Here is a 25,327-nt window from a genome sequence, read left to right as displayed (position 1 = left end):
GCTTCCGGAGAAGCGTCGTCCTTACTGTTGACGATTTGTGGTGGCCTCCATTTCAGCAACATACTTTCTCCTGCTGAGTGGGGTTGCCCTTCCGGTCGCTTACCAGTTGTTTTTTCTGACATGGGGGCGAAAACGCCAACGGGCGTGAAGGAACCGTTCTCTGAAAGGGTGAAAAATGAGCCCATCAGTCCCCGGACCGGCGCCGGATGAATGCCCCTGTTCATCTTTACTCAACACCTTCCGTGCCGGCGGCGACGTTAAAAATGGCGGTGGGCAGCGTAAACCCCTGTAGCTTCAGTAAGGCAAGCGGGCCGTCGCCCAGCTCGCTGCGCATGACGAATTTCAGAGAATTACCATCGGCAGTGATCCACACCAGTTGTGTGCGGCTGGCATCAAGTGGCGTGATCAGGGCTTTGTCCAGCAGGCGAATAAACCCCCAGTTCCCCTGGTGACTGGCGTAGAGTTGCATACCGCTGCTTACACTTCGCCAGCTGAGCGACACACCTGGATAGTAAGTATTCCCCGGCCAGGTGAAGCTCTGCCAGCTTTCCATCTGATTGAAGTAATCCAGATTCTGTTCATCGAGGGTAAGCTGCACTCTGGCAACATCCCGTGAAGGACGCGCCATCAGTTCGAAGTGAACCCCCGCATCGCCCTGAGAGAACACGATATCTGACAGCTCTGCCAGCTGATTAATCGCCCGGAGGAAATCCGGACTGACAACCATCCCCTGGCTTGCGGAAGGATCAACAACCCAGCGACTCCCCTCCTGGTGGAGGAGCCCGCCAAGATGAGTTTTCAGGAACGTCGTGATCCGACCCGAGTCGCTACGCAGGAACTGTGCCAGTAACGGCAGGGAGGCATCGCTGCCGGTGGCTTTAAACGGGTACCGCCCCGCAAAAGCCTTATTCCACTGATCGACTATGGTTGTCTGCCAGCGGGCATTGAGGCTGCCCGCAGCCGGGACAAGCACCTGCCGCCAGGCCAGATCCAGCGGTTGCACAAACAACGACTGACCAAATCCACTCCATTCCTGCCCCAGACTTGCTGCAACCAGGCTGCCGTAATCGCGGGTGTCCGTCAGATCGATGGCTTTGCCCTGAAACACGGCCCGGGCCAGCATCTGCGACATCGCCTGCGGATCCGGGGCGCTGGTAACCTGCTGAAGCTTCAGCCGCATCTGGGTTACACGGGCGAGCCAGGACCGGAAGCTCAGATTACCGTTGCTACCCGCCCCCTCTTTCCCCTCCATCAGCCCCGTCAGCGGTCCAAATACCCCATCGAGCGGGCCTTCAGGGCCCTGTGCCTGTTCAATAAACTGCCTGCCATTTTTATTCTTATCGAGCAGCTTTTTCGCTGAATCCACGATTGAATCAGCCAGTGCCTCACCTTTCAGCCCCGTATTCCCCTGGTAGTTCAGCGTGTTCATCAGTGCAACTAACGGAGACTGACGGACATCACCGATCAGACTCAACTGGGCAATGGCTTCGGAAAGTGACGTGGGTTCATGCCACTGTATGCTGTTGAGCATGTTCAGCCAGGCATTGCCAAAATCGGTAAAATAGCGTTCAGTCAGGCGGGTCTTCAGCACCTCCGGAGAGATATCGCTCCCTGTCTGATTCGTCTTATCCGTCAGTACCCAGTCAATTTCATCGCGGCGTGTTCTGACGACTTCGTTAACCGCATCCTGTACCTGCTCTTCCCAGGCCTGGCGCGTAAACATTCCCGGAACGACTTCGTCAGTGCTGAATACCGTAGAGGCATCGGTGTCACCGGTCATATCCGCAAGTGTTAAATCAGGCCAGTTGCTGGCCACGCGCCTAAGCATCTCCTGATATAATCCGGACTCAGCATTCCGCTGGCCAATTTGCTTAAGCAGAATCTGACGGACCGTGCTGATTAATTCATCGTCAGGCTTAATTTTCCATTCCGGATGCGCCGGAAGGTTTTGCGCATAAAACCCCAGCAGTTTCGGTGCGACGTTCTGCCATATGCCATCCGGCACATTCCGGCGTTTCGGTAAGGCTTTCAGCGCATTTTTTGCCAGCCAGCCGGCGTCCGCTTTGTCCGGACGCGCCAGCATCAGATAACTTTTGAGTATGTCGTAAGTATGCTGTGTGCCCTGCGTACGGGCATCACTGGCAGGAGGGAGTTGCACAAAGGCATTCAGCTGCTGCCTGAGGCTGTCTGCTGTGGCATCCCTCATCAGTTGTGCGTTATTTTTCGCATACAGCGGCCAGAGTGCGGCCAGCATGTCGCCGTCCTGATTAAGACCAAAGCGGGTGTACCATGGCGCACCAGTTGCCTCACGATGTTGCAGACGGGCAATGGTCTGCTGGAGTACGAGCTGATTGTGCAGACGTTCAGCCAGTGGTTTTGCAGTATCCGCTGCCAGCCTCGCCGTTTCCTGCGCCTGAAAAATCTGAGTACGGTTAACGAGCAGAGACAGCAGTGTACCGGCCCCCCACAGGACAATCAGGGAAAGCAGAATCAATCGCAGCATCTTCAGCCAGCTGAAGCCCAGCTTCCTGCCGCTGACGGTATCACAGTCGTCAATAATGGCTTTCCAGGCCGGTGTGTCGGGGCATGTGTTTGGTACCGCTCCGGCAACGGTCAGTTCAGGGCTGAACATGACACCGCGTAGACGCCAGGCCGCAGTCCTCTGCATCAGTCCACTGAGCAAAACAGCCAGGCTGGCTTTCAGCTCCTGCCGCAGTCTGAGTGACAACTGAAGGAGACCAAAATCAGCAGGATCATTCAGTATCTTTGCCATTCCTGCTTTTTGCAGATGTAACGCCAGTGCGGAAAACGCTTCGTCCGCACCTTTCACAGTTCCTTCCGGTCCGAAGATGACCCCTGTTGCGGCCGTTTTCGCGTCCTGCCGGGCACCGATAGCGTTGTCAGTCAGCCACAGCCAGACTGGCGCCTGCCAGCCAAGCTGATGGTCGGCTTTCTGACGGTAACGCAGGAGGGCATCCCGTTCGCCATCCGTCGGGAGGGCTGAAATACTCATCACCTGAATGATGCCATCAACCGGTTGCCCGGATCGCAGACGCTTCAGTTTTGAAAGGAAGATCTCGTCCGGGAGTGACTGGGCGTCTCCGCCATAAATCAGCACGTAGCCGTCGCCTTCCTGCCAGAGGTCATGGCAAAGACCCGGGGCCGCTTTCCGGACTACATCCGGATCCCCCATCACCAGCAGGAGTCGCACCTTACGCTGCCAGCGGCGCCCATAGCGAAAGCGCAAATGTTCTGAAACGGCATCTTCACTGAAAACCGGTTCATCGTCGTCGTCTTCACCGGGAATGGTGTTCGTCACCGGAGTGATACTCTCAGCCTTTTTCTGCCCCCACTGGAAATACAGCCCGGATTTACCAGCTAAGTCGAAAGCCTTCTCCGTCAGCCAGCCAAGTAAAAACAACGTGGCAACCAGTATGGCGCAGAATGTGAGTATGCGCTGCCCGTCATACGGACCGAAGCCGGTGGCCGAAGCGACGTTTTCCGGAAAGGCATAAAAAAGAAATGCCACAATGACCGTCAGAAAAAAGGCGACAGTCACAACAGAGCCAATGAGAGTTTTTACTTTTACCTTAGCCATTCTTGGGCGATTCCTTGCGGACTTCTTCTTTGGTGATGACGGCGACCCAGACGTCGTCTTTGTCAGTAGTGGGCTGGGCGGCGATAACCTGCGCCCCTCGTTGTTCAAAGGCAGCATCAGCAAGCGTGATGGCAAGCCATGGAGCAGCATGGCCGGTATAACCCAGCACGGGATCGATACTGAAATTGTCTTCTGAAAGGCTAAATGTCACTCCGTTCTCTTCGCAGGCATTATTCCAGCCGCTGCCAGACGTCAATGTGGGACCGGAGATCCAGCTTCCTTTGAGCTCATTGGGCCGGGTCTTCGCCCAGAGCAGCGCCCGGGTAAGTGTCTTTGTGAGCGTTGTTTCTGTTCCCCTTTCGGGGCGATGAAGGCGAAGCACATCCGGCCAGGCATGGGTGTTGCGGTTGCTTAATACCACCATTGAGACAGCATCAGCATCTTCTTCCCGGGGGGAGGCAGGTAATGACAGCGTGATGACAACCAGAATGCCCGGGGTGTCCCATCGCTTGTCCAGCCAGGCATCAAACGCCCCCGGCCCTTTTCCGGTCATCAGGCGAAAAATCCTGCCCGTCTTGAGTGAGAGGTCGGCTTTAAGCTGCTCTTCAATCAGGGGATACAGATCGTTATCACAATCCAGCACCAACCAGCATGGTAGCGCGGGCGGAAGCGGCTGAACTATCCCTTCTACACGCGTGGTCAGTTTATTCACCGCCCCTTTCAGAGCCTTCGTTAAATCTGCCTGATATTCTGGTAATGCCGCGTATCTGACCGGTTTATCACATCCTCTTGGGTGCGAGAAATCGATAGCAGGCGCCGCGACTTCCATTGCCTCAAGCAGGTCATCGGCTTTGTTTCCGGCCGGGCTCTGAATATAAGTACCGAGGATCCAGGCGCAGCGCTGACCACGCAGAATTTCACTGTCAATAAGCGCTTCCCGCTCGACATTTCGGGACTCAGCCCCCACCTGCCCGGCTTTATAAGCAAACCGGCGTAAACCGAAAATAAGCCCCCACGTGCAAAATGGAAGCCCCAGAGCGGTGAACCAGAAGACAAATCCTGTTCGTTCTGACGTCCAACACCATAATGTGAGCGCTATCCCCCCCAGCATGATAAATGCCAGGAACAACAGCCAGCGGCGAGTATCGGGGCGCGCTATCTTTGGGGCCTTTTCAGGGATGGTATCCAGCCAGACCGGCATAATCAGGCAACCTTTGCTGCGGCAAATGAGCTGATCAATGTGCAACCACAGACGCATTTATGACCGTGAAATGCCACCGGGATGCCATGATCAAGATAATCAGGATTGCCTTCAATAATGGTGGTAGGACCATGACCAGGGATCGGGCATGACACTTTGTCGCCTTTACGTGCAACACCGATCCCACCGAACTTCATCGTTTCAGAAGCGGTCAGAACGGAACCACCGTGAGTAGTTTTATCGCCTTTACGAATAATCTGAAGCATTATTAAATTCCTCTTTCTTATCTCTTAACTAATTCATCATTCTTTAATTCCCATGTTTCTGCTGGGATCTGCCATCGATAGTGATTGACGGGATTTTTATTATGAATGTTTCCGGGTCACTGATTATTGATAGATAGCGTCCCCTATCGCATGCATTTACCATTGGGTTATCAATAAATACTATTATTTTTTGCCAATTTCATACAAATATGAATGCGATACTAAAAATAGTGCGCAATAAAATTCACATTTGTAACCACCTACATGTTTACAAACTCGTCATTAATTTTTATGCCACAAACATTCTTTTCTGAGGAAATATTTACCCTTGGAATTTCACCTGCAACAGCAAAATTATCACATGTGAGAAATGCAAATAAAGTGCAGAACAATAGCTATGTTTTTCTTAAGTCCATTTGGTTAGCCTAAATTAACATTTATCACGGATTTAGAGTCGAATCTATTAACTCACCCTGAACGTCCACTGATACATGTCGCATCCGAATTTTACTACAGTCGTTTTCTCATCATGATGAATATTTATGAGGGATTCATTGATTGTTACACCCATCCGGTGATTGAATTAATTTCACATATTTATTATTAAAATTAAATAAAGTCGTTTTACATACAGGACTATCACTCTTGCTTACTGAGATAGATTGACCAGTTATTGCAATCATTGAACTATTTTTATAAGTATCAATCTCAAATGGAAGACCAACAGGGGTACCATTATCAGACACATCAGCATAGTTATAACTTCCATTATTATCTGATGGAAGTGTTGCTACAACTTCCCCTGATAGTTTATCAATAACCCAACCACATACCCAATTATCACGAAGGCATTCTTTACCATGACCGCCAAAGGCTGTATAGATTCTAAAGTGCCCTGCAAAATTAACAGGCTTTTTTAGTTCCTCTTGGACTGCATTCTTCCAGTGTTGCGAGTAATTTTCCTGCTCTTTATTAAAGTGAATATTCTTTTCAAATGGACCGTTGCTTACAGGAACTAGGTAGTCAGAAAACTGAGGATTAGAACTGTCTTGTGAGTACGCTACAAACGACAAGAGCATACATGACACAAAAAGCAAAAATTTGTTTGATTTTTTATTGCATCCCATTTTTAGAATCCTCAAGAGCTTTAATCATCGTATCTGGTAATAGGTGAGCTTTATTCAATCCATCACCAGAATAGTACGACTCCCCCTCAACTTCTGCCACCCTAGGTACTAACCTGTATTTCTTTTTACCATTTTTCGTTCTCTTGGGGCATCAATTACCTCAGATATTGTCATTTTGTGAGATTAATATTATAGTGCGGGACAGATTTACCTGTCTTAGTAACATTATATGCCGAATAATCATTTTCTGACTCGACACTTCCCAAAAGGTTTGCAAACTTGCTATGCGCCCACCCAGTATTTTTCTTTATTAATGCTCCAGGAAAGGCAATCGGATGCATATGCCACAACGAAGGGCCCAGTTTCTCCGTGATCACATTCTGCATCCAGGCCATCTTATCCTGTATTTCTTCCATTCCGGTACGTCTTTTTTCAGTGCATTTAAGCATTTTTCATTAGTTTTGAATTCGTTATAAAGTCGTTTAACTCATTGTATTTTGATATATTAATATTTTGAAATTACACTAAATCAATTGATGATATTTGATTAACTTTACAAGTATGGCAATACTAACAAAAATATCAAACCGACCAGATAAGAAACGTAACTATTTTAACTTCGCTAATTTGTTGTTCACTCAGAATTTTTAGAATCATTACCATCTTGAATGCTAATTTTTACTTTAACATCATCATTGTTAATCCCAACAACTCCAATACAGTAATCTATTGACTTATGCACCTGAATTTTATTTTCGGAATCCATAGAGATAATTCTTTTTGCTCCAGCCTCGCAAGTATTTCCCATGGGGAATGGAATATTCAAACTTCTGTCCAAGAGTAAGCAAAGAGAGAATAATATATCAAACAGGAAGGATATTCATACTCACACCTATGCTTCAAAACAACTTTATCATTAAAAGAGGTTTCACATTGTGTTCCATTTTTATTGAAGGAACTGTAAAAAATCGAAACTGTTGTCTATGCTATACATAGATAAAAGTGCAACTATCAAAGATAGAGTTTTTCTCATGTTAACTTCTATATCTTTCTTTTATTCCTAACTTTAGCCTTTCTCTTACGTTAATACTTGCTTCATATTTTGTTATTGCATTATATTTATTCAGGTTTAATTATTTATTATACCGGTTGTAACCCCCATTCACATCAATTTTCCGTAGCAGGTAAAAACCATAGAACTCGACAATAAATACTCTTTACTAAATACTTTCCCAACATGACAATTATTAACTTAATAAAAATCGGGAATAATATCCTGCATAGGTTCCAAATCTAGCATTGTAGATTTCTCATTAATTTCTTTTCCTGATAAATTAAACATCTTGAACATTTCACCACATGAATTACAACCACCTGCGCCGGATAAAATGATTCTATCACTTTTACATGTGGCCCCGTAGAAAACGAAATTCATCATTTTTATTTTTTCGCCTTTAATGTTAATACGTTCAACAAAACCTGTAGACTCTGATAGGTCATGATTTTCCTTACCAAGGGTAAATATTTGTTTGCTACAAATTGGTATGGTAAGTTTATCCTGGTCATCATTAAGATTATTTACACTACAAAATGATTCGATACTGTATTGAATACCACTGCAAGAAGACTTGAAAACAGTAGGAGTGTTTGCATTACAAAACACTGGAATTAGTAACAGGAAAATGAATTTTTTCATAGGTACTCTGGGTAATTACCTTCAATAAATTTTACTATGTTTTCTGTGGTGGCATGTAAACTTGTTTTACCTTCTTTTTCTTCAGCTAAGTAGAGTTCATATTTTTCCATAATCATTTTTTTATTTGCAGTTGGTTGACCATGCGGTGAACCGGGTAAACTGGCCCACTCAATACGACATAAATGTATGGCTTCGCTAATCTTACCCTGCATTACTACATCTAATGCTTTTCGACCTGCAATGAGCGCTATACAACCGAGATCTTGATTGCTCGGACTGAAATCTGGAAATGAATATCTACGTTGCAAATTTCTCCATGTTCCGTATAAAAATTGATAAGCTCCAGCAGCAGTCGAAACAACACCATTAGCTTCATGCCTGATATTGGGGTGTTTACTAAAATCTGTAAATTTTACACCAGTAAACATCGTTCTGTATCCGTCTTCCTGAATTGTCCCTTCACCGATGCGGATCATTCGTAGAAATGCACGTAAACGAAGAATTCTAATATCTTCATTAGGTTGAATTAGGGAGGCTAAAAACATTATTGGATGCATATGCCATAACGAGGGGCCCAGCTTCTCCGTGGTCACATCTTGCATCCAGGCCATCTTATCAAGAAAATCCTCACTGTACTTCTTCCATTCAGGTGCATCTTTCTTTAGTGCATTCAGAAATGGTTGCCAGATTGCATCGTCTTTTTTGAAGTACCAGTCGCTGGGATGTTTAACGATTGTTTTCTGAAGAACATCACGATAATCGGGATTATGAAGAGCTCTCCAGTATTCCATTGGGGAGTAACGATTACTTCCACAATCAATTTTATCCAGCAGGCGCTGATAATTATGTTTCACCAGCGCATGACTGGTTCGCGAATCATCGATCGCAGCCTCATAGAGTGAGTTGATAAGACTGCGGAAGAATCCAGTGGGCTGTTTTTTTCCATCCAGGTAATCAAAGCTGGTAGGCTCTGCGATTTCAGTTCTGAACCCCAGCTTTGCCAGATCATACTGTGACAAAAGTTGAGGTTCCACCTGACCTTTTGGCACGTACGCGTTTTCTGGCCGCAATTGCCAGTATTCCTGTTTGGTAGACTTATCGACTTCTGTTTGCACCTGTTTCAGTGGCAGAATTCCCGTCCTGGCCGTCACTCTCGTGTCCTTCGTGAATGTTCCTGTAAAAACATCTTTCTTGTACAACGCGAGTCCCGGAGCGTATTTCAACCAAATCGGGGTTTTCTCCCCCACTTTTTCTGGGTTGGTCAGGAATTTCTCCAGATTGTCATCCATACTCGTGCATTCGATATGTACCTGATATCGTGCCTCATACCCCCCATCCTTTGGTGCCTGATAGTAGCCCATGTGCCCAATCGGGTCACCGGCCTTAATGGCAAACGGAGAACTGAGGCTTACTGTTTTATCGAATACCATGACTTCCTTTGCGGGAGGCAGCAATTGTCGCCACCAGCCGGGCCCGGCCCCCGGCGCTGGCTTAACGTTGTTGTTATCCACAACAATCCAGTAGCGCTGACCGGGGGTGAGAGTACTGCTGTTTTTTTCTGGTAAACCCTTTAGCGTCACAAGACCGTATTTTCTCTTGTTACTTCCTGTAGCGTTAAGATTGCCGTCTGCCGGGTCCCACTCCACTTTGGCCCCTTCAGGCATGTGCCCTGCAAGTTGTGGAGAAGTTTCATCTGAAGTCAGTTTCGCCGTCAGCCAGTCCATTTCAGAATATGCTCTTAGAGTATCCTGAACGACCCACTGATTTTCTGCTTCAGCCTCATAAGCTGAATACGGCGCAAGATGCATATACAGAGTATAGAAATGCAGTCCACTGGTTTCTTTCTCACCCGGCTGGATATAGTGTTTCACCAGAACAAATGAGCCGGAAAAATTCAGCGGACCGGATTCCCATGCAATCGTCAGATAATCCCTGCTGATGCGGTAAGCAATCACTTCTCCGTCAGCCATGCATCGGATTGCCTGCTCACCTTTAAAAGGAACCGGAAAATCTATCGCTTCAAGTGGAGACTTACCGCTAAGCGCACACCATGGTGTCGTGGCTTCGGTGATATGGATCCCACCATGCCACATGCCACTACGGCCTATCATGTACAGCCCGGTAGATTCTCCCCCCAAATGAGAGAGGATCTCTTCCTGATTTTTGAACTCACTTCCCCGACGGCTGGAGGGGATCGGCCAGACGATTTTGGGTAATACAGACACGATTCATACTCCCTGTCAGTCGTTAAAAGACTTACTGCTGATTTTGCTTTCCTGTGTGATATCCGTCAGGCTGAAACCAGGTGCTTCGTTGGGGAGATTTGCGCCAGAACCAGGCACCAGATAGTCAGACGTCTTCACAATAAACTCACCCGATGAGCCGTGCTCTATCCCGTTCTTACTCAGTCTCAGGTAAGACCCGCCACCGTTCAGCGTCAGAGTTTCCGGGGTGCTGATAATAATTTCGTCTTCACTACTGGTCACCGTCAGCTGTTTTTCTGAAAACAGCGCCATCGTGTTGTGCTGAGCCTGAATCTCAATATCTCCCTGGTTGGCTACCAGCTTCGCCCCGTCTTTATGCACAAACAGACCAAGAGCTTTTTCCACCGTTACCGACAGATTTTTCATCGCACCGATATCAAGATGCTGGCCTGCATTGATCATGGTGTTACGGGTACTGCAGAGCTGAAGGTGTTCACCTGAGGTCAGGGCCACCCCCTGCGGCGCGCTACCCAGCAGGACCGCAGACTGGAGCTCCCTGATTTTGTCGGTTACAAACCTAATCTGGGTATTGATATCACAGAGCAGGGCGCCGGCGGCTTCTGCAGCGTTGTTCAGGGCCTGCATCTGACTGTTAGCCTGGTTAATCTGACTTATCGCTGCCGCCATTTCCAGCACCGGCCCCTGAGCTCTGGCCTGGGCATCTGCCGTCAGGAATAACCCTTTTGCCGCACGTACAGCACCATGCTCATCCGTTCGCAGTTCAAAACCGGCACCTCGCTTTTCACGCCGGCTGTTGACCAGGTGTCCCATGTTCAGCTGCGTTTTGCCATATTCCGTTGCGAGCTTGATATGCTCTTCCTGGCGCTTATCCTCCATCCGCAGCTTATTGTTCGCCGGCGTGCGCCACACGTTCCGCGTATGATTGTCACTGGTGACATGATCCGGATGCTCTGAATCATGCAGGGCATAAGCAATGTAGGGACGATCCGGATCTCCGCCGTCAAATACAATGGCCACTTCAGTTCCGTCGATAAGCGGTGAGTGGAAACCGTACGTATCACCGGCACAGGGTTTAGCCAGCCGCAGCCACAAATAGGCATAACCCTGTTCAGTACTGTTGCGGTCAAAGTCCAGCTTCACCCGGTACCGTCCCTGATCGTCCAGATGGGCGTAGATATCGTTCTTCTCATGACTCTCAATCCGCGCCGGAAGCGAGCCGGATATCACCGGGCGACTGAGCAGTGCCGGACGCCAGCAGACCGTTTCGCTGTAGGGGATCCCCTCAAACGTCAGCGTAAAGCGACTTTTGCGTGAACCGCGGGAACGCACCGTGGTGATAACGATGCCTTCCCTGACGACATCGGGTAACGTGCCGTCCGTTTCAAGTACCTGACCCGGCGTCAGATAAGGACTGGAGGAATGCCCGCTGACACAATACTGCGCGTTCAGAATGCGTTCGTGACGCAGACGGGCAAAGTATGCCCCGGTCTCCGGGCTTTCAGCGTCACCTGCCGTCAGGAAGGGTTCAGCATAATGGTACGTTTCTCCGGTGGTGATCCCTTCCTTACTGAAAATACTTTCGGCACTGTCCTGAGGTTTCAGCGCTTCACGGTAGTTGTAGTCCCGGGTGACCACACTTCCGCTCACCACGTTACAGGTGGTCTGAATATCCCAGATGCTCTCCTGTCCGCTGTCACTCATCCCGGCCTGATTGCGCAATGGCAGCGTGATGCCAAATTCATACTGCTGCTGGCTGTCCTGGAAAATCACTATGTCCTGCTCAAGACGGCTGTCCATTTCATAACGCCAGTAAATCCCCACCTCCGCCAGCAGGCGCCGGATAAACTCAAGGTCAGTCTCCCGCCACTGGGTGATGAGCTCCCGGGGTGGATACTCCCGGGAGAGCCGGAATTCAAAATCCTGCCCTTCCAGACCATGTTTACGCAATACCTGCTCAACCACTTCAGTGACTGACTGATTGAGGTAGATTTCGCTCCCTTTCGTATAGTTCAGAAGGGCGATACGGGGAACAATCGTCAGTGCGTAACGGGTCTCATCATTCGAGGCAGAGACGCGGCGAAACGACTCAACCACGCCGAATACCGTCCTGAGCGGCAGGGCCGGTGTTCCGTCAGACTCCGGGGTCTGGAAAGTAAATGACGCCGGCTTCAGCAGTAACGCGTCACAGGCAATATCCGCAGAGGAGCAGGTGACAACCACGTCATAGCGCCAGGGCTGGCTGAGGGACTCAACCGCGCTGTAACGCAACACATCCAGAAAATGGCTGCATTCATGCACATGAACCCGGTACCGTGATTGCCCTGAAAGCTGCTGTACAACGCTGCCAGCCTTGCTGGTCAGGGAACGGTTCATGACGGCTCTCCCTCTGCCTGTGCATCAAATACCATCACAATACCGTCCTCGTCACTCCATGTCAGAGTCAGCGCCTGTGGTTTCTGCTTCGCGGCCATATGGCTCAGCAACTGCCGGCTCAGTACCGGCAGCAGTTGCTGGTTCAGCAGACTCTCCACATTCCGGGCGCCCGTATCCGGCAGCAGGCAGGCTGATGTCAGGGCATCGTACACACGTTTATCAACCGATGTGCTCAGTCCATAGTGGCAGTGCAGGCGTTCGCAGACCTGTGCAAGCTTCATCTCCACAATGGTGCGCATGGCAGACTGTGTCAGCGGACGGTAAATCACGGTCTGGAAACGGGCGAGCAGGGCAGGCCGGAAGTGGTCGCGCAGTATCGGGCGCAGCAGTTCGTGCAGGCTGGCCTCAGTGGCTTCCGGTTGTTCGTCCAGCAACTGCATCAGGTGGTCGCTACCGAGATTGGAGGTCATCAGAATGACCGTATTACGGAAGTCAATTTCACGCCCCTCACCGTCGCGCATAAAGCCCCGGTCAAATACCTGATAAAACAGATTCAGCACATCCCGGTGGGCCTTTTCCACTTCATCCAGCAGCACCACACTGTACGGACGCTTACGTACAGCTTCCGTCAGAATACCCCCCTGACCGTATCCCACGTACCCCGGCGGTGCCCCCTTAAGCTGGGAAACCGTATGGGGCTCCTGGTATTCCGACAGATTGATGGTAATCAGTGATTTTTCACCGCCATACATCACGTCTGCCAGCGCCAGTGCCGTTTCGGTTTTTCCCACACCACTGGGGCCGACCAGCAGGAACACCCCCTGGGGGCTGTTACCGGATGTCAGACCCGTTTTCGCCGCACGCAGACGCTGCGCAATGGCTCCCAGTGCCACGTCCTGTCCGACCACCCGTCTGCCGATATCCTTTTCCAGATGCAGCAATTCCGTCTGTTCATCCTTCATCAGTGAAGATAACGGCACCCCGGTCCAGTCCGCGACCACACCGGCAACGGTGCGTACGTCAACATCCACACTGAGCAACGGCTGATTATGCTGAATCTCGTGCAGTGCCTGCTGCAGATGCTGTGTCTCACTCTGACGGGAAATATCGCTGCGGCTTTCAAGTAACTCACCGGTGAGTTCGCGCTCCCTGGCGTACTGCTGCTCCAGGTCATCTCGTGCAGTCATCAGCTCGTTCTCTTCCTGCTCAATGGCAGACAGACGTTCGCCGTGATTCTGATGACCAACGGCAATATCGTCCAGCAGTGCCTGTTTTTCCATACCGAGGGAAGCGAGCTGTGAACGGATTCGGGTCAGCTGTTCCGGCACCGTGTCGAGGCTCATACGCACACGGGCAGCAGCGGTATCGAGCAGGTCAACGGCCTTGTCCGGTAACTGACGTTCTGTCAGATAACGGCGCGACAGCGTGACGGCAGCGCGAACCGCCTCATCGGTGATGTGCACGTTATGATGTTCCGCATAACGGGATTTCAGGGAGCGCAGCATCAGACAGGCCGTCTCATCATCCGGCTCGTCCACTTTGACCATCTGAAAACGCCGCTCCAGGGCTGCGTCACGTTCAAAGTATTGTTTGTACTCAGACCAGGTGGTGGCGGCAATGGTGCGCAGTTCACCCCGCGCCAGCGCAGGCTTCAGCAGGTTGGCCGCATCCGCGCCGCCGACCTGATTACCGGCCCCGATAAGGGTATGGGCTTCATCTATAAACAGCAGTACAGGAGCCGATGACTGCTGCACGGCATCAATCACGTTTTTCAGACGCTGTTCAAATTCACCTTTCACGCCGGCACCGGCCTGCAGCAGACCGAGGTCAAGGGTGCGCAGGGTGACGGGTCTGAGTGATTCCGGTACGTTATCTTCCGCAATACGCAGGGCGAGCCCTTCCACCAGAGCCGTTTTCCCCACACCGGGGTCCCCCACCAGAATCGGGTTATTCTTGCGGCGGCGGGAGAGAATATCCACCATCTGACGGATTTCCGTATCGCGTCCCGATACCGGGTCAATTTTCCCCTCTCTCGCGCTGGCCGTGATGTCCCGGGTGAATTTATCCAGCGCACTCTGTAACACAGGCGGCAGGTCACCTGACGGTATACCCGCCGTATCCGCACCGACGGGACGCCCGATAAAGGTCACATTGTCTCCCTGAGGCAGCACAGGCTCTGCATCCTGTAATCTCTCCGGACACTCATCAGACTGCGCATCCAGCAGCGGGGACAGACGCTGCAACCGGCTCTGACTCAGTGTCAGCAGGGGCCACAACCCGTCACAGCGAACCAGGTGCGGATTTTCCGTCAGGGCACCCAGCAGATGCACGCTGCGGATATGTTCTTCCCCCTGTAATGAGGCCACCATCCAGGCCTGTTTCAGCAGAGCATTCAGGGACTGCGCAAGCTGCGGGCGACTGCGTACACTACGGGGCTGGTTATCCAGCCAGCCGAGAAGCGACTGCCATATCGCGTCCATATTCCAGTCATAACGCCTGCCCAGCACGGTAAGGTCTCCTTCCCCCTGCTCCAGCAGTTTCAGTAACCAGTGCTCCGGGGTGATTTCCGCATGGGCCCGGGTCTGGCAAAGGGAGGCTGCGCCTTCCAGCGCACGGGCACAGTAATGATTAAGACGACGTAATAACGTAACTGACCGATACTCCATAAAAATCACATCCTCCCAATATATATCAGCAGACTATATTTCAACTGCCTGAGTTCCTGCCCTATGAGTTCAGCTATTGCCTCAAATAAAAATTAAACTTTGCCCAATCAGGAAAAAATAAACTTATCTGGAGATATTTATTATTAACAAAAGAAATAAGCGTTAATAATGGCCGCCAATCGTATAAACCGTAACAGACTCATTTTGTACAGAAAATACGACACGATGCTCCTGACTTAAGCGGATTGAATAAAAACCATTTCTTCCTCTGAGTCTTTCATAATGCAAATCGCCAACTTTTGCAGCGGCATCTGCGGGAGAAGAGCCCCCATCCCGAATCAATCTTCTCCATTCGTAATATTTCCGCATCCCAGCCTGGGGAACTGCGTTTATATTTCCGTTCCATGCGTTTCTGACTCTTGAATCATCAAATATCATATAGTTCTCTCCCAATAAATCCTCGCAGGTAAACATATGTCGCAGCCCTTCAGGCACGCTACCGCCCTTCGCCGTAACCCAGGCGCATCAGGTCAGTATCCGGATTGAGGGTTCTTTCTTCAGCACCTACGAACAGATGCTGAAGAAAAAATAAAAATGACGGACAGAAGCCCTGTCCGTCCGGGAGAATTACGCGGTGGTTCGTTCACTCCATGCGTCGGAATGAATGATGTTGCCATCCTTGTAAGTCCAGGTGATTTTCTCGTAACGCAACTCCACCTGTTCAAGGTGGTTATACTTTTCGTATGCTGGATTTTTGATGTTGTGCATTACGGGGTGTACTCCCACCACCTTCACGCTCTCAAGCTTCGTATTGAAGTACTCCACTTCCTGACCGGCATCATTGATTTTGTACCACTTAAACTCAGCAGACTTCAGGGTCTGCCCGGTGGTCACGGCCTTGTAAAGATACGGGCTGGAAGAATCAATCTCCTTGGTAAACAGGAACGGCGTGTGAATACGGGTGCCGGTCAGCTTGCCGGTATTGTTGTCCGTCGGAATGTAGAGGCAATGCTCCTGAGCCACTACCTCAATACTGCCCTCACGGTCCTGAACATCCACAGACCCTTTGATATCTGCACCGCCATCATCTTTAAGCCACAGATAAACTGGAATCGCCATAAAAATTACTCCGTTATGTTTTCTGATGCGCCCTCTTCCGGCGCGGGGGAAGCGTCCGGCAGACGACAGGCATCGGCCTGCGGTACCAGACTGATTTCAACACGGCGGTTACGCGCACGGCTTTCCGCCGTGTCATTCGGGGCCACAGGGCGGCTTTCACCGTATCCCTGTACGGCAAAACAGCTCTGGGGAATATCACCGTTATCCCGCATCCAGTCGCGAACGGCCTCTGCACGTTTCAGGGACAGGACCTGATTGCGTTGCGGGTCACCGGTATTGTCCGTGTGACCACTGACCACAATCAGCCAGCCGGCTTTTGCCTTAATATCCACCAGGGCATTCACCAGCCATTTTGTGGCGCCCGGTTTCAGCGTCCCTTTGCCGGCATCAAACAGCGCCAGGCTGTCGAGACGGATGATTTGCGGAGGTATTTCCGGCTCCGACTTCGACTCCGGCGATGGTAAAGGCGGAACCCAGGTATCGATAGCCTGCTGCAGGGCCAGCCACAGACGTTGCCCCGGGTAATAGCCCAGGCTGTAACGTAAAGGCGCGCCCTGACGCTGCCATTGCTCAAGCAGAAGCGCATCCTGTTTCAGTACGGCCAGCGATTCCGCTTTAGGACGGTAGTGATCCATCGGGACAGCATTCCATCGCTGTAAATCGGTGCTTACCTGACGGATCAGATCACGATTGTTAAGCGCAGAAATCCCCAGCGCGGTCAGGACACACAGCCACATCAGCAAAATCAGACGACGGGTACGCTGACCTCCCTGTACCGTCGACACAAAAGGTGCCAGCAGCGGCAGAACCGCATCCGGGAACATCCCTGCCGGCACTGTCTGCCCTGGTTTTCGGGAAAACTGCAAACAGGTACGGGAACAGAGCCAGTCGGACCAGACTGACGGGGTCCCCGGAAGAACAGCACCAAGGCGCATTGCAACGGTAAATGTTCGTACAGGTGGTGTCAGCCGGTCAGCTTTTTCCAGCTCATCAGCCAGCGTATTACGGATAAAGGAAAATGCCTCGCTGACGGTCGGCAGCGCCAGAATATTGTCTTCCACCTGCAGCCAGTCAGTGAACGCCTGAGGTGCATGATAAACCGGGCATACAACCGGTTTATCACCCCGGACGATTATCCACGGTGTTTCAGGCCCGGAAAATTCGGCACTCAACACCACCGGCAGTGCGAACCCCGTCAGGGATTTAATCTGATTACACTGCTGGCGGAGAGTTTTCAGTGTGAAACGAAGAACCGCTTCATCATGATGCCAGTCTGGCAGGCAGCAGTACATCACAGAGAGCTGACCAACCTGGCGCGGGAACTGCGTCTGTATGCTGCGGACAACGTCAGTTAAGCGGCTGACGTCACCGACCCGCAGCCAGCATCCCCGGGCTGTTTTACGCAGCGGACCGTCCTGAAACAACGCTTCCGGCATGTCACCACACACCAGTACAACAGGGGCCCGGGTGTCGGATAATGCCAGTTCAGCATCCGTCAGGGTAACGTCAGATGTGAGCTTTTGCTTTTCATTCCGGCAGTTTTTAAAAACAGTCCAGCCTGCCAGAAGAAGGATCAGCAGAGTAGTCAGACCGTTAAAAACATTGCCTGCCGGAATGAAATACCAAAACAACCACAGCAACGTGGCAACAGCCACCAGGACGTGCAGGGCTACCGGAATGATGACAGAGCCACGCATCAGCCATGCAACTCCGGTATTTGTGATGACAAAAGAGACTGGAGCCAGAGGTGCCCCCCCCACCAGATAACGCCGGTAAGAATGACGGCGAGCACTATCCAGAACCAGACTGAGCGCATCAGACGCCAGCGATGTTTCTCCATCCGGTGAACAACCAGGGACAGACCGGCATCAGGCGGTGAAACGCGTTCAGAAAGGGCTTTCATGACCTCATCACGCTGCGACTGGCTGACTGCTTTCAGGCAGTACACCCCCTGAAAACCCAGCGCTGTCACCCGGTGATAGCAGGTTAAAACGGCCGGGTCCGGTGAAGGCTGACGCAGAACCTCTGCAATGCGATCCCACAGAGCCTCACCAGCCCGAAGTGAGCCAAAAAAACGGGCCTGAAGCGGCACTTTACGCCAGGCCACCTGGCCTTCATCAACGTCCGGCTCCTCTCCTTCCTTGCTCTTTTCAGGCTTACGGCTCATCACCGTTTCGTCCAGGAGGGCACATTGTGCATAGGTAATATGCTCCACACTGGCATCGTCATAACCGGCACGCTCCAGTGCTTCCCGCACACTTTCGACCTGTTTAACGCATTTGTTGTAAAGCGCAGTGCCATCGGGCGTGAGTGCACCTTTTTTCAGCATGGTGACGGTAAGCCATGTCTCCATCATCAGCTGGTCGATATCAATATCCTGTCTCATGAGCGCAATACCGCAAACAGTTCAAGTTCCAGGGCACCAAGTAACTCAGGCACATAGAACATACACACTCCCTGCTCCAGCATTTCATGTGCAGCGGGACTTTCCATATCAAGTGCAAAGTACTGGTTTTCCATGCGTACAGGCAACGCAGCCGGAACCCTGCTCACCGGGATCAAAGGGATCCCCCGGAGTGCCACACCATAGATTTCACTGACATTATCTGGTGACCCCGCCAGACAGAGTGCCGGAAATTTCTCAGCAACCTGCCAGGCCGGGATATCCGAGCGCACAGACAGCCAGAGGTCAGCCTCTTCGCGCAGGCGGATATCGTGAAGGCTGGCCTTCCAGGTCTGTCCATCCGGCCGGGACATTTCCAGAGCAATGACCCGGGATGGCAGACTGGCTTCCAGCAGACCCGTTATCAGGTCGAACAACGGAAGAAACGCACTGGCAGGATCCTTGTGGTCATAATCCGGTATGGCGTCAGGATCATGATCCAGGGAAAAAGTCAGCATACTGCCTGCCAGACGAGCGAGCTCCGCCCACACCTGTTCAGGTGGGCGGGAAGGAAAACGTTCGTATTCCGTCAGTACACTGGCGTGGGAATTCAGCGCATTCAGCAACCAGAAAAGGGAAACATCAGCAACAGCAAAATCGGCGAGTCTTTCGTTACTTTCACGACGCATCGCCATCAGACGCTGGCGTCGGGAGCGTAACTGACGATTGAGCAACACCAGACGTTCGCGCAGGACCGGACTTGCCCCAAATGACGCCACCGGAGGAATAAAAGACGGATCCTGTCGCCACGCATTCTGACCATTTCTGATCAATCTTGCTACCGGGCAGACTGTCCATGAGTCATTGTTTTCATGGGCAAACCGAATGGTAAAATTAAACCGGGCAACGGCCATGGGCTCTTCTTCAGAGCCAAAAGCATCCTGCAACGTTACCCACTCTTCCCGATAGCGAACGGGTCTGTCTGCACTGACACCTTCCTGCTCAACATTAATCACGCCAGGCTGCATGTGGGGAAGTGCAATAACGACAGTTACCGCATCGTGGTCAGCCAGCTGGCCGGCATCTAACTCTCGCGGTGCCGGAGGCAAATCGCTCCTTTGAGCATCAATAAGTGTTCCGTCTTCCAGCCAGAGGCGTAACTGCGTAATCTGGATCAGCCCGGATGACAGAAGACTGTCATTAAGCTCAACCTTTTCCACTCCCCAGGGAAACGGGGATGCCAGCGCAGAAATACCGGCACTGCGAAAAGACTCCCATTCAGTCTGCTGCTGAAACTGCTGAGGGGAGAGCAAAACACCTTCGCTCCACAGCGGACGGTAAATCTTCATTTCCCGACGCCTGCCTTACGCTTTTGCCTTCGGCATCTGCGAAACCAGTGACAGGCTGACATCCATACCTTCCACCTGGAAATGTGGTACAGCATAGAGTTTCACGCGGAAGAATCCCGGATTGTCTTCGATATCTTCCACCACCACTTTTCCGTCACGCAGCGGATGCGAAGCCTGCAGCTCATCACCCGGATCGATCATCTCCGTCACCAGTCCCCGGATCCAGTTATTCAGTTCCAGTTCAAGCAGACGACGATCTTTGGTGGTACCAATATTTTCCCGCTGAATGATCTTCAGGTAATGCGCAATGCGGGACAACAGGAAAATATAGGGAAGACGGGCATTAATACGACTGTTCGCTGTCGCATCCGGCGTATCGTACAGCGCCGGTTTCTGGGCGGAGTTGGCGGAGAAGAAGCAGGCATAATCCCGGTTCTTGTAGTAAGAAAGCGGAATAAAGCCCAGATTAGCGAATTCAAACTCCCGCGTTTCCGGGATCATCACCTCTGACGGTATTTTGACCTGATTACCGGTTCCCAGATCATACAGATGGATTGGCAAATCCTGCACCGCACCACCAGCCTGAGGCCCGCGGATCTGAACACACCAGCCATTGGTGACAAAACTACGCACCATGTTGGCGGCAAAGGCAAAAGACGCATTCGTCCAGAGATATTTATGGTGATCCGGTCCTTTCACCTCTTCAACATAGTTAAAGCTGCGGACAGGTACGGTATCAGGGCCATACGGCAGGCGTCCCAGCACACGTGGCATCACCAGACCAATATAACGGGCATCGTCCGTCTCACGGAAAGCGTTCCACTTGATGTACTCGGCACGCTCAAAGTGGTTGCCAATATCCTTAATAGCAGCCACCTCTTCCATGGTTTCTTTCTGGAAGAAAGCCGGGCCAACTGAACCAATAAACGGCATATGTGCAGATGCCGCCACCCGGGAAATATTTTTCAGCAACGCCACGTCCTGTGCAGATGCATCAAACTCCCAGGCTGAAACCAGGGCGGCAATGGGCTCACCACCCGGCGTGTCATACTCAGCCACATAGGTCTGCAGATAAAGGCCGCTCTGAATAATTTCCGGCGCATCCTCAAAATCCTGGCGCAGATCGTCTTTGGACAGATCCAACAGCTCAATTTTCACATTACGGCGGAAGTCCGTTTTATCCACCAGGGACTTCACGCCCCGCCACAGCGACTCCACTTTCTGAAATTCCGGATGATGAAGCACGGCATCCAGTTGACGGCTGATCTGATAATCAAGCTCTGCAATATGATGGTCAATCAGCGCTTTATCGAGTTTTTCCACCTGCGTACCGGCTTTTGCCAGACACTCCATAAACACCTGCATCCCTGCCGTCAGGCGTTCATCTGCAGACGCTTCTGACATGGCCTGTGGATCCTGCCAGATATCCAGTGCACTCAGGGCAGATACCGGGTTCAGGTTAATTTTTTCAAACAGGGAAGCATATACGCTGTCACCGGCATGCGCTTCAGATACCACGCTCTCTGCAACGTTCTTTTCTTTCTGTACAGACATCAGCATTTTCTCTCGTAATCCGTTAAATCACGCCTTTTCCGGCACCAGTGCACGCAGTTCATCACGCAGCGTCTGACTCAGTGCCGGGTCACGCAGAATTTTTTCCAGCTCTTTACGGAAAGTCACGTTATCCAGCAGATTGGCTTTCAGGTCCCGCAGAAGGCTGCGCATGGCCAGCATGGCTTTAAGACGGGGAATCTGTCGGGCGACCTGCTCTGGCGTGAAATCGTTCATATTGCGGAAAGTCAGGCTGATGCTCTCTTCAGAGCCATCACCGGCAAGCGAGTTCTCCACATTCAGACGCACAGACGGAGAGATATCTGCCAGAACATCATTAAAATTGTTTTTATTAATATCCATTTTTACGCGCTCTGACAGTGGACGCTCTTCCTGTCTGTTACTGAAATCACCGGCAACCAGCAGTTTGAGCGGAAGCTCCACTTTCTTCTGCCCACCACCTGTATGTAAATCTAATTTCAGATTTACCCTTGCTTTCGGGATTTCATTCTGAAACGAACTGCTCATGACTCTCTCCTGTGAAACCTGCATCTCAGGGGTTCCATCACCGCAGATGCCTCCCCTTGTGCACTAATTTAATTTTGATCATTATAGAACAAAGATCTGCAAAATCTCAATATTACAGATATATCGATCGATATAATGCAAATACTCAGGACCTTATTCTAAAAAATGTCGCAAAACAATGAATATTCAAAGCTTATAACCATTGTTAATGTAAAAATACAGAAAATTATTCCACAAAATACTTTTGATACAGCCAGTTAACATAAACACTGTATTTTCTTGATTTCAGTCATTGAAAATCACAATGAGTAAAGTTTCAGCAGCATTGACGTGATTTCTGGAAAGCGGGAAAGATATGGAGGAAGGGCACAACAAAATGCAATGAGAGAAGGAGTGAGGGGATTTCTAGTAAAAACAGAAGATTAACAAAACACATCAGGAGGCAGAGACTCCTGATTCAGTGCTACCACATGAAAATTTAGTTAACTGTTACCGTTCTGAAATCTATGTCAGAAGATATTCCATTACCGAAAATCAATCAGCGATACAGAGACGATCATGGTGCGCTTGTCACCGTGACCAGTGTTGAGGAAACCCGGGTGGTGTTTATGCGGGACGGCTATCCGCATCCCTGCATGCGACCGATGTACAACTTCCTGGGAAAATTCAAACCCGAACCCCGGGAAGAAACAGAATAAAACGAAATCCCTGCCGGCAATCACACTGCCTGATGGCAGCATAATCCTCTTTTTAATTCTCATCCCCGGAGACAAGCCCTAAAAACCACTCCGGGTGTTCACTGTATGCTGTGTTCAGCGCATCCCAGGAAACGTTGATATAAAAGCTGTCCTGCAATTTCCGGGTAACCACCTCTGCCAGGCGGTTCCGATTATCCACCAGTCCGGCATAACCTCTCTCTGCCAGCCACTCATTCAGTTCATGTTCCAGAGACAGATTGATAATATCATAATCGGACCTTGCCATTCCCGTTTCCTTAGCACATGTTTTCAGGCACGGGGATAAAGTATAAAGAATGTCGTACTGCTGCTGCCAGAGCAATATTCCCCCTGATGGTTGTATCAGAGATGGTATGCCGGTACTTTGCGGGTTGTTCCTGTCAGGTTATCGTGCACCTCCACGGTCGTGGTCACCACCGGCATTCCGGCCTTTCTCAGCCTCAGAACATCAGCCGCAATACGCTGACTGCCAAACCAGAACAGGCCGTCCAGTGCAGTCACCAGTAAACCCGCCTCCAGTGCATACTTCAGCCGTTCACGGGGCGCTTTCACTTCCCGGGCAACCTGCTGATATGGCAATGATGTGTTTTCATTCCCAACCACGCGACAAATACGGTGAGACAGATGATACCGGAATGTATCCGGCACACCAGAAAGGCTGGCCTTCAGGCTGTACACGCAGCCAAACCGTTTATCGTTAAACACCACATTTTTCTGACTGATGTCCCATTCTTCACGCAGCGCGGCAATCAGTTGTGGTGTCCGGGTAAGCAACAAGCGAAAAGGCAGTTCAAAACTGGTGACGTAATCCACATTCAGCAGTGCAATACGCAGCCGTTCTTCTGGCCCGGCCTCTGTCTGCCGGCACTCCTCCAGAACATCCTGCCACTGCTGGCGAAGACGGGGGGATTCGTTCCGTTCTGTAAAACAGTATTTATCCGCCAGATAATCAATTCGTGTACACATACTGAAAAAAATTCCGTATAAAAATTCATCTGACAAACTTTATCAGTCCATAAAAATCAACGGAAGCACAGATGATTCACTCGTCCATTACCAACGGATTTTGCCAATAACCCTGGCGTTGACAACGGGTAACATAAAAGACAAAGACTGAACAACTGTTTTTAACGGCGATACTGCATGATTTCATCGCCATCCGTCACCGTCATATCCACCAGATGAAACAACTCTGTGCAGGTTTTATCCGCAATATCCGGATTATCAAAACACGTCGGTCAGTTCATGTTGTACGGGGACGGGCTGCGCTCCCCATGACAGAACATTATCGATATCACCAGCATACGTGCCACTCAAAGTGTTACGGCATCGTACGGCGTGGTCATGTTCTTCTCTTTTTCCTGTTCACAATAACCTGCTTAACGGTCAGAAGGCATTTTCACCAGGATTATATTCACCTGCACAACCATGTTCAGCCATGACCGCTGATAAGTGAACATCCGGAGTATATTATTCTGCCGCTGTTGAATTGCCGGTAAGCTCCCGGTCCTTTGCTCCGGCACACTGTTTTTGTTCCTGGCTCTCTGTCTGAGGTGAAACCTTCCAGGTATGTCGCCCCATTTTTGTTCGTCTCCATTTTTTTAAGAAGTGCTCAAGTGAAAAACTTTTTACCTCTCCGGGAGTTGTCGTATTTGCTGATATTGTTCGTTTGTTTAAAGAACCTGCTGGTCTTGCCATTAATATTACCTGCTGATTGCTTCACGCCCGGGCTCCTCGCACTGTGCGCGGGTTATTGTTTCGTTTTCAGTCCCGGGGGCGCCAGGACTCTGTTTGCAGACCATAATGGCCTGACCTGTACTGTTTCTTCGGCTCTTTGATGCCCGTTTACGCCATTTGTTCCCTGCCCCTCTGTCTGATAACGAATACGCTCACTACGCACAGCACTGAACAATACCGGCAACAACATGTCTTACATGACATTCGCTGTGCCATCCACCGGAAAACATTTTCAGATACCGGATGAGGTACCACTTCCATTGACAGCAAGAGGTAACAATACTGATGGTAACGCTGACCATTAACCGTAAACCGCAGGGTATTTTCAGTAAGTCACCGGCAACGCCGCTGCAGAATAAAACGAACACAGTACACAACGAGAAGCCTCTTCGGGTGAGGAATCAAACACCATGGCGACATATGACAAAACGCCAGCGCAAAAACCGTAAGCGTATAAATCGTCTTGTGGAACTCTGGCCTGAGTTATTCAACCGGGAAAAACCAAAACCGCTTAAAGTGGGGATAACTGACGACCTGATACAAGATATCGCCATCAGAGAACTGGCGTTTAGCGCAGGTGCATTACGCGCAGCAGTAGCGTCTTATGTGCAGTCTCCGCGCTATTACCGTGCGTTAATGGCTGGCGGCGCTCGTTATGACCTGAAGGGGCTGCCGTGCGGGGAAGTGACTCCACAGGAACAGAAAGAGGCAGAGACCCGGCTAATGGTGCTGAATGACCGACGAAAAGCCAGAAAACCTCGTTGACTGCAC

General features: G+C 50.5%; 22 protein-coding genes. 2 read left to right on the top strand and 20 right to left on the bottom strand.

Annotation, left to right across the window (positions count from 1 at the left end):
- Window positions 1–226: 226 nt before the first annotated feature.
- From OGY83_RS01550 to tssB, 17 genes are all read right to left on the bottom strand, one after another.
- Entirely contained in the window at window positions 227–3,598 is a 3,372-nt protein-coding gene (locus OGY83_RS01550) for an ImcF-related family protein (protein ID WP_286635036.1), read from the bottom strand.
- Entirely contained in the window at window positions 3,591–4,799 is a 1,209-nt protein-coding gene (locus OGY83_RS01545) for a KPHS_23130 family T6SS system protein (RefSeq protein ID WP_286635035.1), read from the bottom strand. Before OGY83_RS01545 ends, OGY83_RS01550 begins: the two co-directional genes overlap by 8 nt.
- A 2-nt stretch (window positions 4,800–4,801) precedes the next feature.
- Entirely contained in the window at window positions 4,802–5,065 is a 264-nt protein-coding gene (locus OGY83_RS01540) for a PAAR domain-containing protein (RefSeq protein WP_105494149.1), read from the bottom strand.
- A 551-nt stretch (window positions 5,066–5,616) separates the two neighbouring features.
- On the bottom strand, window positions 5,617–6,192 hold the full coding sequence (locus tag OGY83_RS01535; RefSeq protein WP_286635032.1) for a hypothetical protein: 576 nt from the start codon (window positions 6,190–6,192) through the stop codon (window positions 5,617–5,619).
- A gap of 170 nt (window positions 6,193–6,362) precedes the next feature.
- Window positions 6,363–6,608: a hypothetical protein gene (locus OGY83_RS01530; RefSeq protein WP_286635030.1), complete on the bottom strand. Its 246-nt coding sequence runs from the start codon at window positions 6,606–6,608 to the stop codon at window positions 6,363–6,365.
- A gap of 218 nt (window positions 6,609–6,826) precedes the next feature.
- Window positions 6,827–7,018, bottom strand: coding sequence for a hypothetical protein (locus OGY83_RS01525; RefSeq protein WP_137520924.1), 192 nt, complete (start codon window positions 7,016–7,018; stop codon window positions 6,827–6,829).
- Window positions 7,019–7,444: 426 nt separating this feature from the next.
- Window positions 7,445–7,888, bottom strand: coding sequence for a hypothetical protein (locus OGY83_RS01520; protein ID WP_286635028.1), 444 nt, complete (start codon window positions 7,886–7,888; stop codon window positions 7,445–7,447).
- Complete coding sequence (locus OGY83_RS01515) at window positions 7,885–10,113, bottom strand: glycoside hydrolase family 24 protein (RefSeq protein ID WP_286635027.1); 2,229 nt, start codon at window positions 10,111–10,113, stop codon at window positions 7,885–7,887. The genes OGY83_RS01520 and OGY83_RS01515 overlap by 4 nt, the downstream gene beginning before the upstream one ends.
- A gap of 15 nt (window positions 10,114–10,128) precedes the next feature.
- Entirely contained in the window at window positions 10,129–12,486 is a 2,358-nt protein-coding gene (locus OGY83_RS01510) for a type VI secretion system Vgr family protein (protein ID WP_286635025.1), read from the bottom strand.
- The gene (tssH, locus tag OGY83_RS01505; RefSeq protein WP_286635023.1) at window positions 12,483–15,152 is read right to left on the bottom strand and encodes a type VI secretion system ATPase TssH; all 2,670 of its coding nucleotides are present in this window, start codon (window positions 15,150–15,152) and stop codon (window positions 12,483–12,485) included. Before tssH ends, OGY83_RS01510 begins: the two co-directional genes overlap by 4 nt.
- A 162-nt stretch (window positions 15,153–15,314) precedes the next feature.
- A complete protein-coding gene (locus OGY83_RS01500; protein ID WP_286635021.1) occupies window positions 15,315–15,647 on the bottom strand; it encodes a type II toxin-antitoxin system RelE/ParE family toxin in 333 nt (110 codons plus the stop codon).
- Window positions 15,648–15,779: 132 nt separating this feature from the next.
- Window positions 15,780–16,271 carry an Hcp family type VI secretion system effector gene (locus OGY83_RS01495; RefSeq protein WP_286635020.1) on the bottom strand — a complete coding sequence of 164 codons (492 nt, stop codon included), beginning with the start codon at window positions 16,269–16,271 and terminating at the stop codon, window positions 15,780–15,782.
- 5 nt (window positions 16,272–16,276) lie between these two features.
- Complete coding sequence (locus OGY83_RS01490) at window positions 16,277–17,968, bottom strand: OmpA family protein (protein WP_286635018.1); 1,692 nt, start codon at window positions 17,966–17,968, stop codon at window positions 16,277–16,279.
- On the bottom strand, window positions 17,968–18,657 hold the full coding sequence (gene tssL / locus OGY83_RS01485; RefSeq protein ID WP_001248378.1) for a type VI secretion system protein TssL, short form: 690 nt from the start codon (window positions 18,655–18,657) through the stop codon (window positions 17,968–17,970). Before tssL ends, OGY83_RS01490 begins: the two co-directional genes overlap by 1 nt.
- Window positions 18,654–20,003, bottom strand: a complete 1,350-nt coding sequence (gene tssK / locus OGY83_RS01480; protein WP_286635017.1) for a type VI secretion system baseplate subunit TssK — start codon at window positions 20,001–20,003, stop codon at window positions 18,654–18,656. The genes tssL and tssK overlap by 4 nt, the downstream gene beginning before the upstream one ends.
- 15 nt (window positions 20,004–20,018) lie before the next feature.
- Window positions 20,019–21,563 carry a type VI secretion system contractile sheath large subunit gene (tssC, locus tag OGY83_RS01475; RefSeq protein WP_286635016.1) on the bottom strand — a complete coding sequence of 515 codons (1,545 nt, stop codon included), beginning with the start codon at window positions 21,561–21,563 and terminating at the stop codon, window positions 20,019–20,021.
- 21 nt (window positions 21,564–21,584) lie between these two features.
- Window positions 21,585–22,082, bottom strand: coding sequence for a type VI secretion system contractile sheath small subunit (gene tssB / locus OGY83_RS01470; RefSeq protein WP_286635014.1), 498 nt, complete (start codon window positions 22,080–22,082; stop codon window positions 21,585–21,587).
- Window positions 22,083–22,588: 506 nt separating this feature from the next.
- Between tssB and OGY83_RS01465 the strand changes: the two genes are divergently transcribed.
- Window positions 22,589–22,780 carry a DUF4222 domain-containing protein gene (locus OGY83_RS01465; protein ID WP_001287796.1) on the top strand — a complete coding sequence of 64 codons (192 nt, stop codon included), beginning with the start codon at window positions 22,589–22,591 and terminating at the stop codon, window positions 22,778–22,780.
- Window positions 22,781–22,832: 52 nt separating this feature from the next.
- Here the strand turns inward: OGY83_RS01465 and OGY83_RS01460 are convergent, their stop codons facing one another.
- The 3 genes from OGY83_RS01460 to OGY83_RS01450 form a co-directional block, all read right to left on the bottom strand.
- On the bottom strand, window positions 22,833–23,066 hold the full coding sequence (locus tag OGY83_RS01460) for a hypothetical protein (RefSeq protein ID WP_105493456.1): 234 nt from the start codon (window positions 23,064–23,066) through the stop codon (window positions 22,833–22,835).
- Window positions 23,067–23,161: 95 nt separating this feature from the next.
- Window positions 23,162–23,785: an ECs1377 family protein gene (locus OGY83_RS01455; protein WP_286635011.1), complete on the bottom strand. Its 624-nt coding sequence runs from the start codon at window positions 23,783–23,785 to the stop codon at window positions 23,162–23,164.
- Between the two features lie 504 nt (window positions 23,786–24,289).
- Window positions 24,290–24,517: a hypothetical protein gene (locus OGY83_RS01450; RefSeq protein ID WP_155522400.1), complete on the bottom strand. Its 228-nt coding sequence runs from the start codon at window positions 24,515–24,517 to the stop codon at window positions 24,290–24,292.
- 324 nt (window positions 24,518–24,841) lie between these two features.
- Here OGY83_RS01450 and OGY83_RS01445 point away from each other — a divergent pair, with 324 nt between their 5' ends.
- The gene (locus OGY83_RS01445; protein ID WP_097316295.1) at window positions 24,842–25,321 is read left to right on the top strand and encodes a ProQ/FINO family protein; all 480 of its coding nucleotides are present in this window, start codon (window positions 24,842–24,844) and stop codon (window positions 25,319–25,321) included.
- The last annotated feature ends 6 nt before the right edge of the window (window positions 25,322–25,327 follow it).

Origin of the sequence: Citrobacter sp. Cpo090, assembly GCF_030332665.1 — a bacterium.
Taxonomy (GTDB): Bacteria; Pseudomonadota; Gammaproteobacteria; order Enterobacterales; family Enterobacteriaceae; genus Citrobacter; species Citrobacter portucalensis.
The sequence above is the reverse complement of the archived record's forward strand: the minus strand, read 5'-3'. Positions and strand labels throughout refer to the sequence as shown.

Excerpts from the sequence above, each read along its gene's own strand:
- OGY83_RS01550 (WP_286635036.1), bottom strand. The coding sequence starts at position 3,598 with ATGGCTAAGGTAAAAGTAAAAACTCTCATTGGCTCTGTTGTGACTGTC.
- OGY83_RS01545 (WP_286635035.1), bottom strand. The coding sequence starts at position 4,799 with ATGCCGGTCTGGCTGGATACCATCCCTGAAAAGGCCCCAAAGATAGCG.
- OGY83_RS01540 (WP_105494149.1), bottom strand. The coding sequence starts at position 5,065 with ATGCTTCAGATTATTCGTAAAGGCGATAAAACTACTCACGGTGGTTCC.
- OGY83_RS01535 (WP_286635032.1), bottom strand. The coding sequence starts at position 6,192 with ATGGGATGCAATAAAAAATCAAACAAATTTTTGCTTTTTGTGTCATGT.
- OGY83_RS01530 (WP_286635030.1), bottom strand. The coding sequence starts at position 6,608 with ATGGAAGAAATACAGGATAAGATGGCCTGGATGCAGAATGTGATCACG.
- OGY83_RS01520 (WP_286635028.1), bottom strand. The coding sequence starts at position 7,888 with ATGAAAAAATTCATTTTCCTGTTACTAATTCCAGTGTTTTGTAATGCA.
- OGY83_RS01510 (WP_286635025.1), bottom strand. The coding sequence starts at position 12,486 with ATGAACCGTTCCCTGACCAGCAAGGCTGGCAGCGTTGTACAGCAGCTT.
- tssH (WP_286635023.1), bottom strand. The coding sequence starts at position 15,152 with ATGGAGTATCGGTCAGTTACGTTATTACGTCGTCTTAATCATTACTGT.
- OGY83_RS01495 (WP_286635020.1), bottom strand. The coding sequence starts at position 16,271 with ATGGCGATTCCAGTTTATCTGTGGCTTAAAGATGATGGCGGTGCAGAT.
- OGY83_RS01490 (WP_286635018.1), bottom strand. The coding sequence starts at position 17,968 with ATGCGTGGCTCTGTCATCATTCCGGTAGCCCTGCACGTCCTGGTGGCT.
- tssL (WP_001248378.1), bottom strand. The coding sequence starts at position 18,657 with ATGAGACAGGATATTGATATCGACCAGCTGATGATGGAGACATGGCTT.
- tssK (WP_286635017.1), bottom strand. The coding sequence starts at position 20,003 with ATGAAGATTTACCGTCCGCTGTGGAGCGAAGGTGTTTTGCTCTCCCCT.
- tssC (WP_286635016.1), bottom strand. The coding sequence starts at position 21,563 with ATGCTGATGTCTGTACAGAAAGAAAAGAACGTTGCAGAGAGCGTGGTA.
- tssB (WP_286635014.1), bottom strand. The coding sequence starts at position 22,082 with ATGAGCAGTTCGTTTCAGAATGAAATCCCGAAAGCAAGGGTAAATCTG.
- OGY83_RS01465 (WP_001287796.1), top strand. The coding sequence starts at position 22,589 with ATGTCAGAAGATATTCCATTACCGAAAATCAATCAGCGATACAGAGAC.
- OGY83_RS01460 (WP_105493456.1), bottom strand. The coding sequence starts at position 23,066 with ATGGCAAGGTCCGATTATGATATTATCAATCTGTCTCTGGAACATGAA.
- OGY83_RS01455 (WP_286635011.1), bottom strand. The coding sequence starts at position 23,785 with ATGTGTACACGAATTGATTATCTGGCGGATAAATACTGTTTTACAGAA.
- OGY83_RS01450 (WP_155522400.1), bottom strand. The coding sequence starts at position 24,517 with ATGGCAAGACCAGCAGGTTCTTTAAACAAACGAACAATATCAGCAAAT.
- OGY83_RS01445 (WP_097316295.1), top strand. The coding sequence starts at position 24,842 with ATGGTAACGCTGACCATTAACCGTAAACCGCAGGGTATTTTCAGTAAG.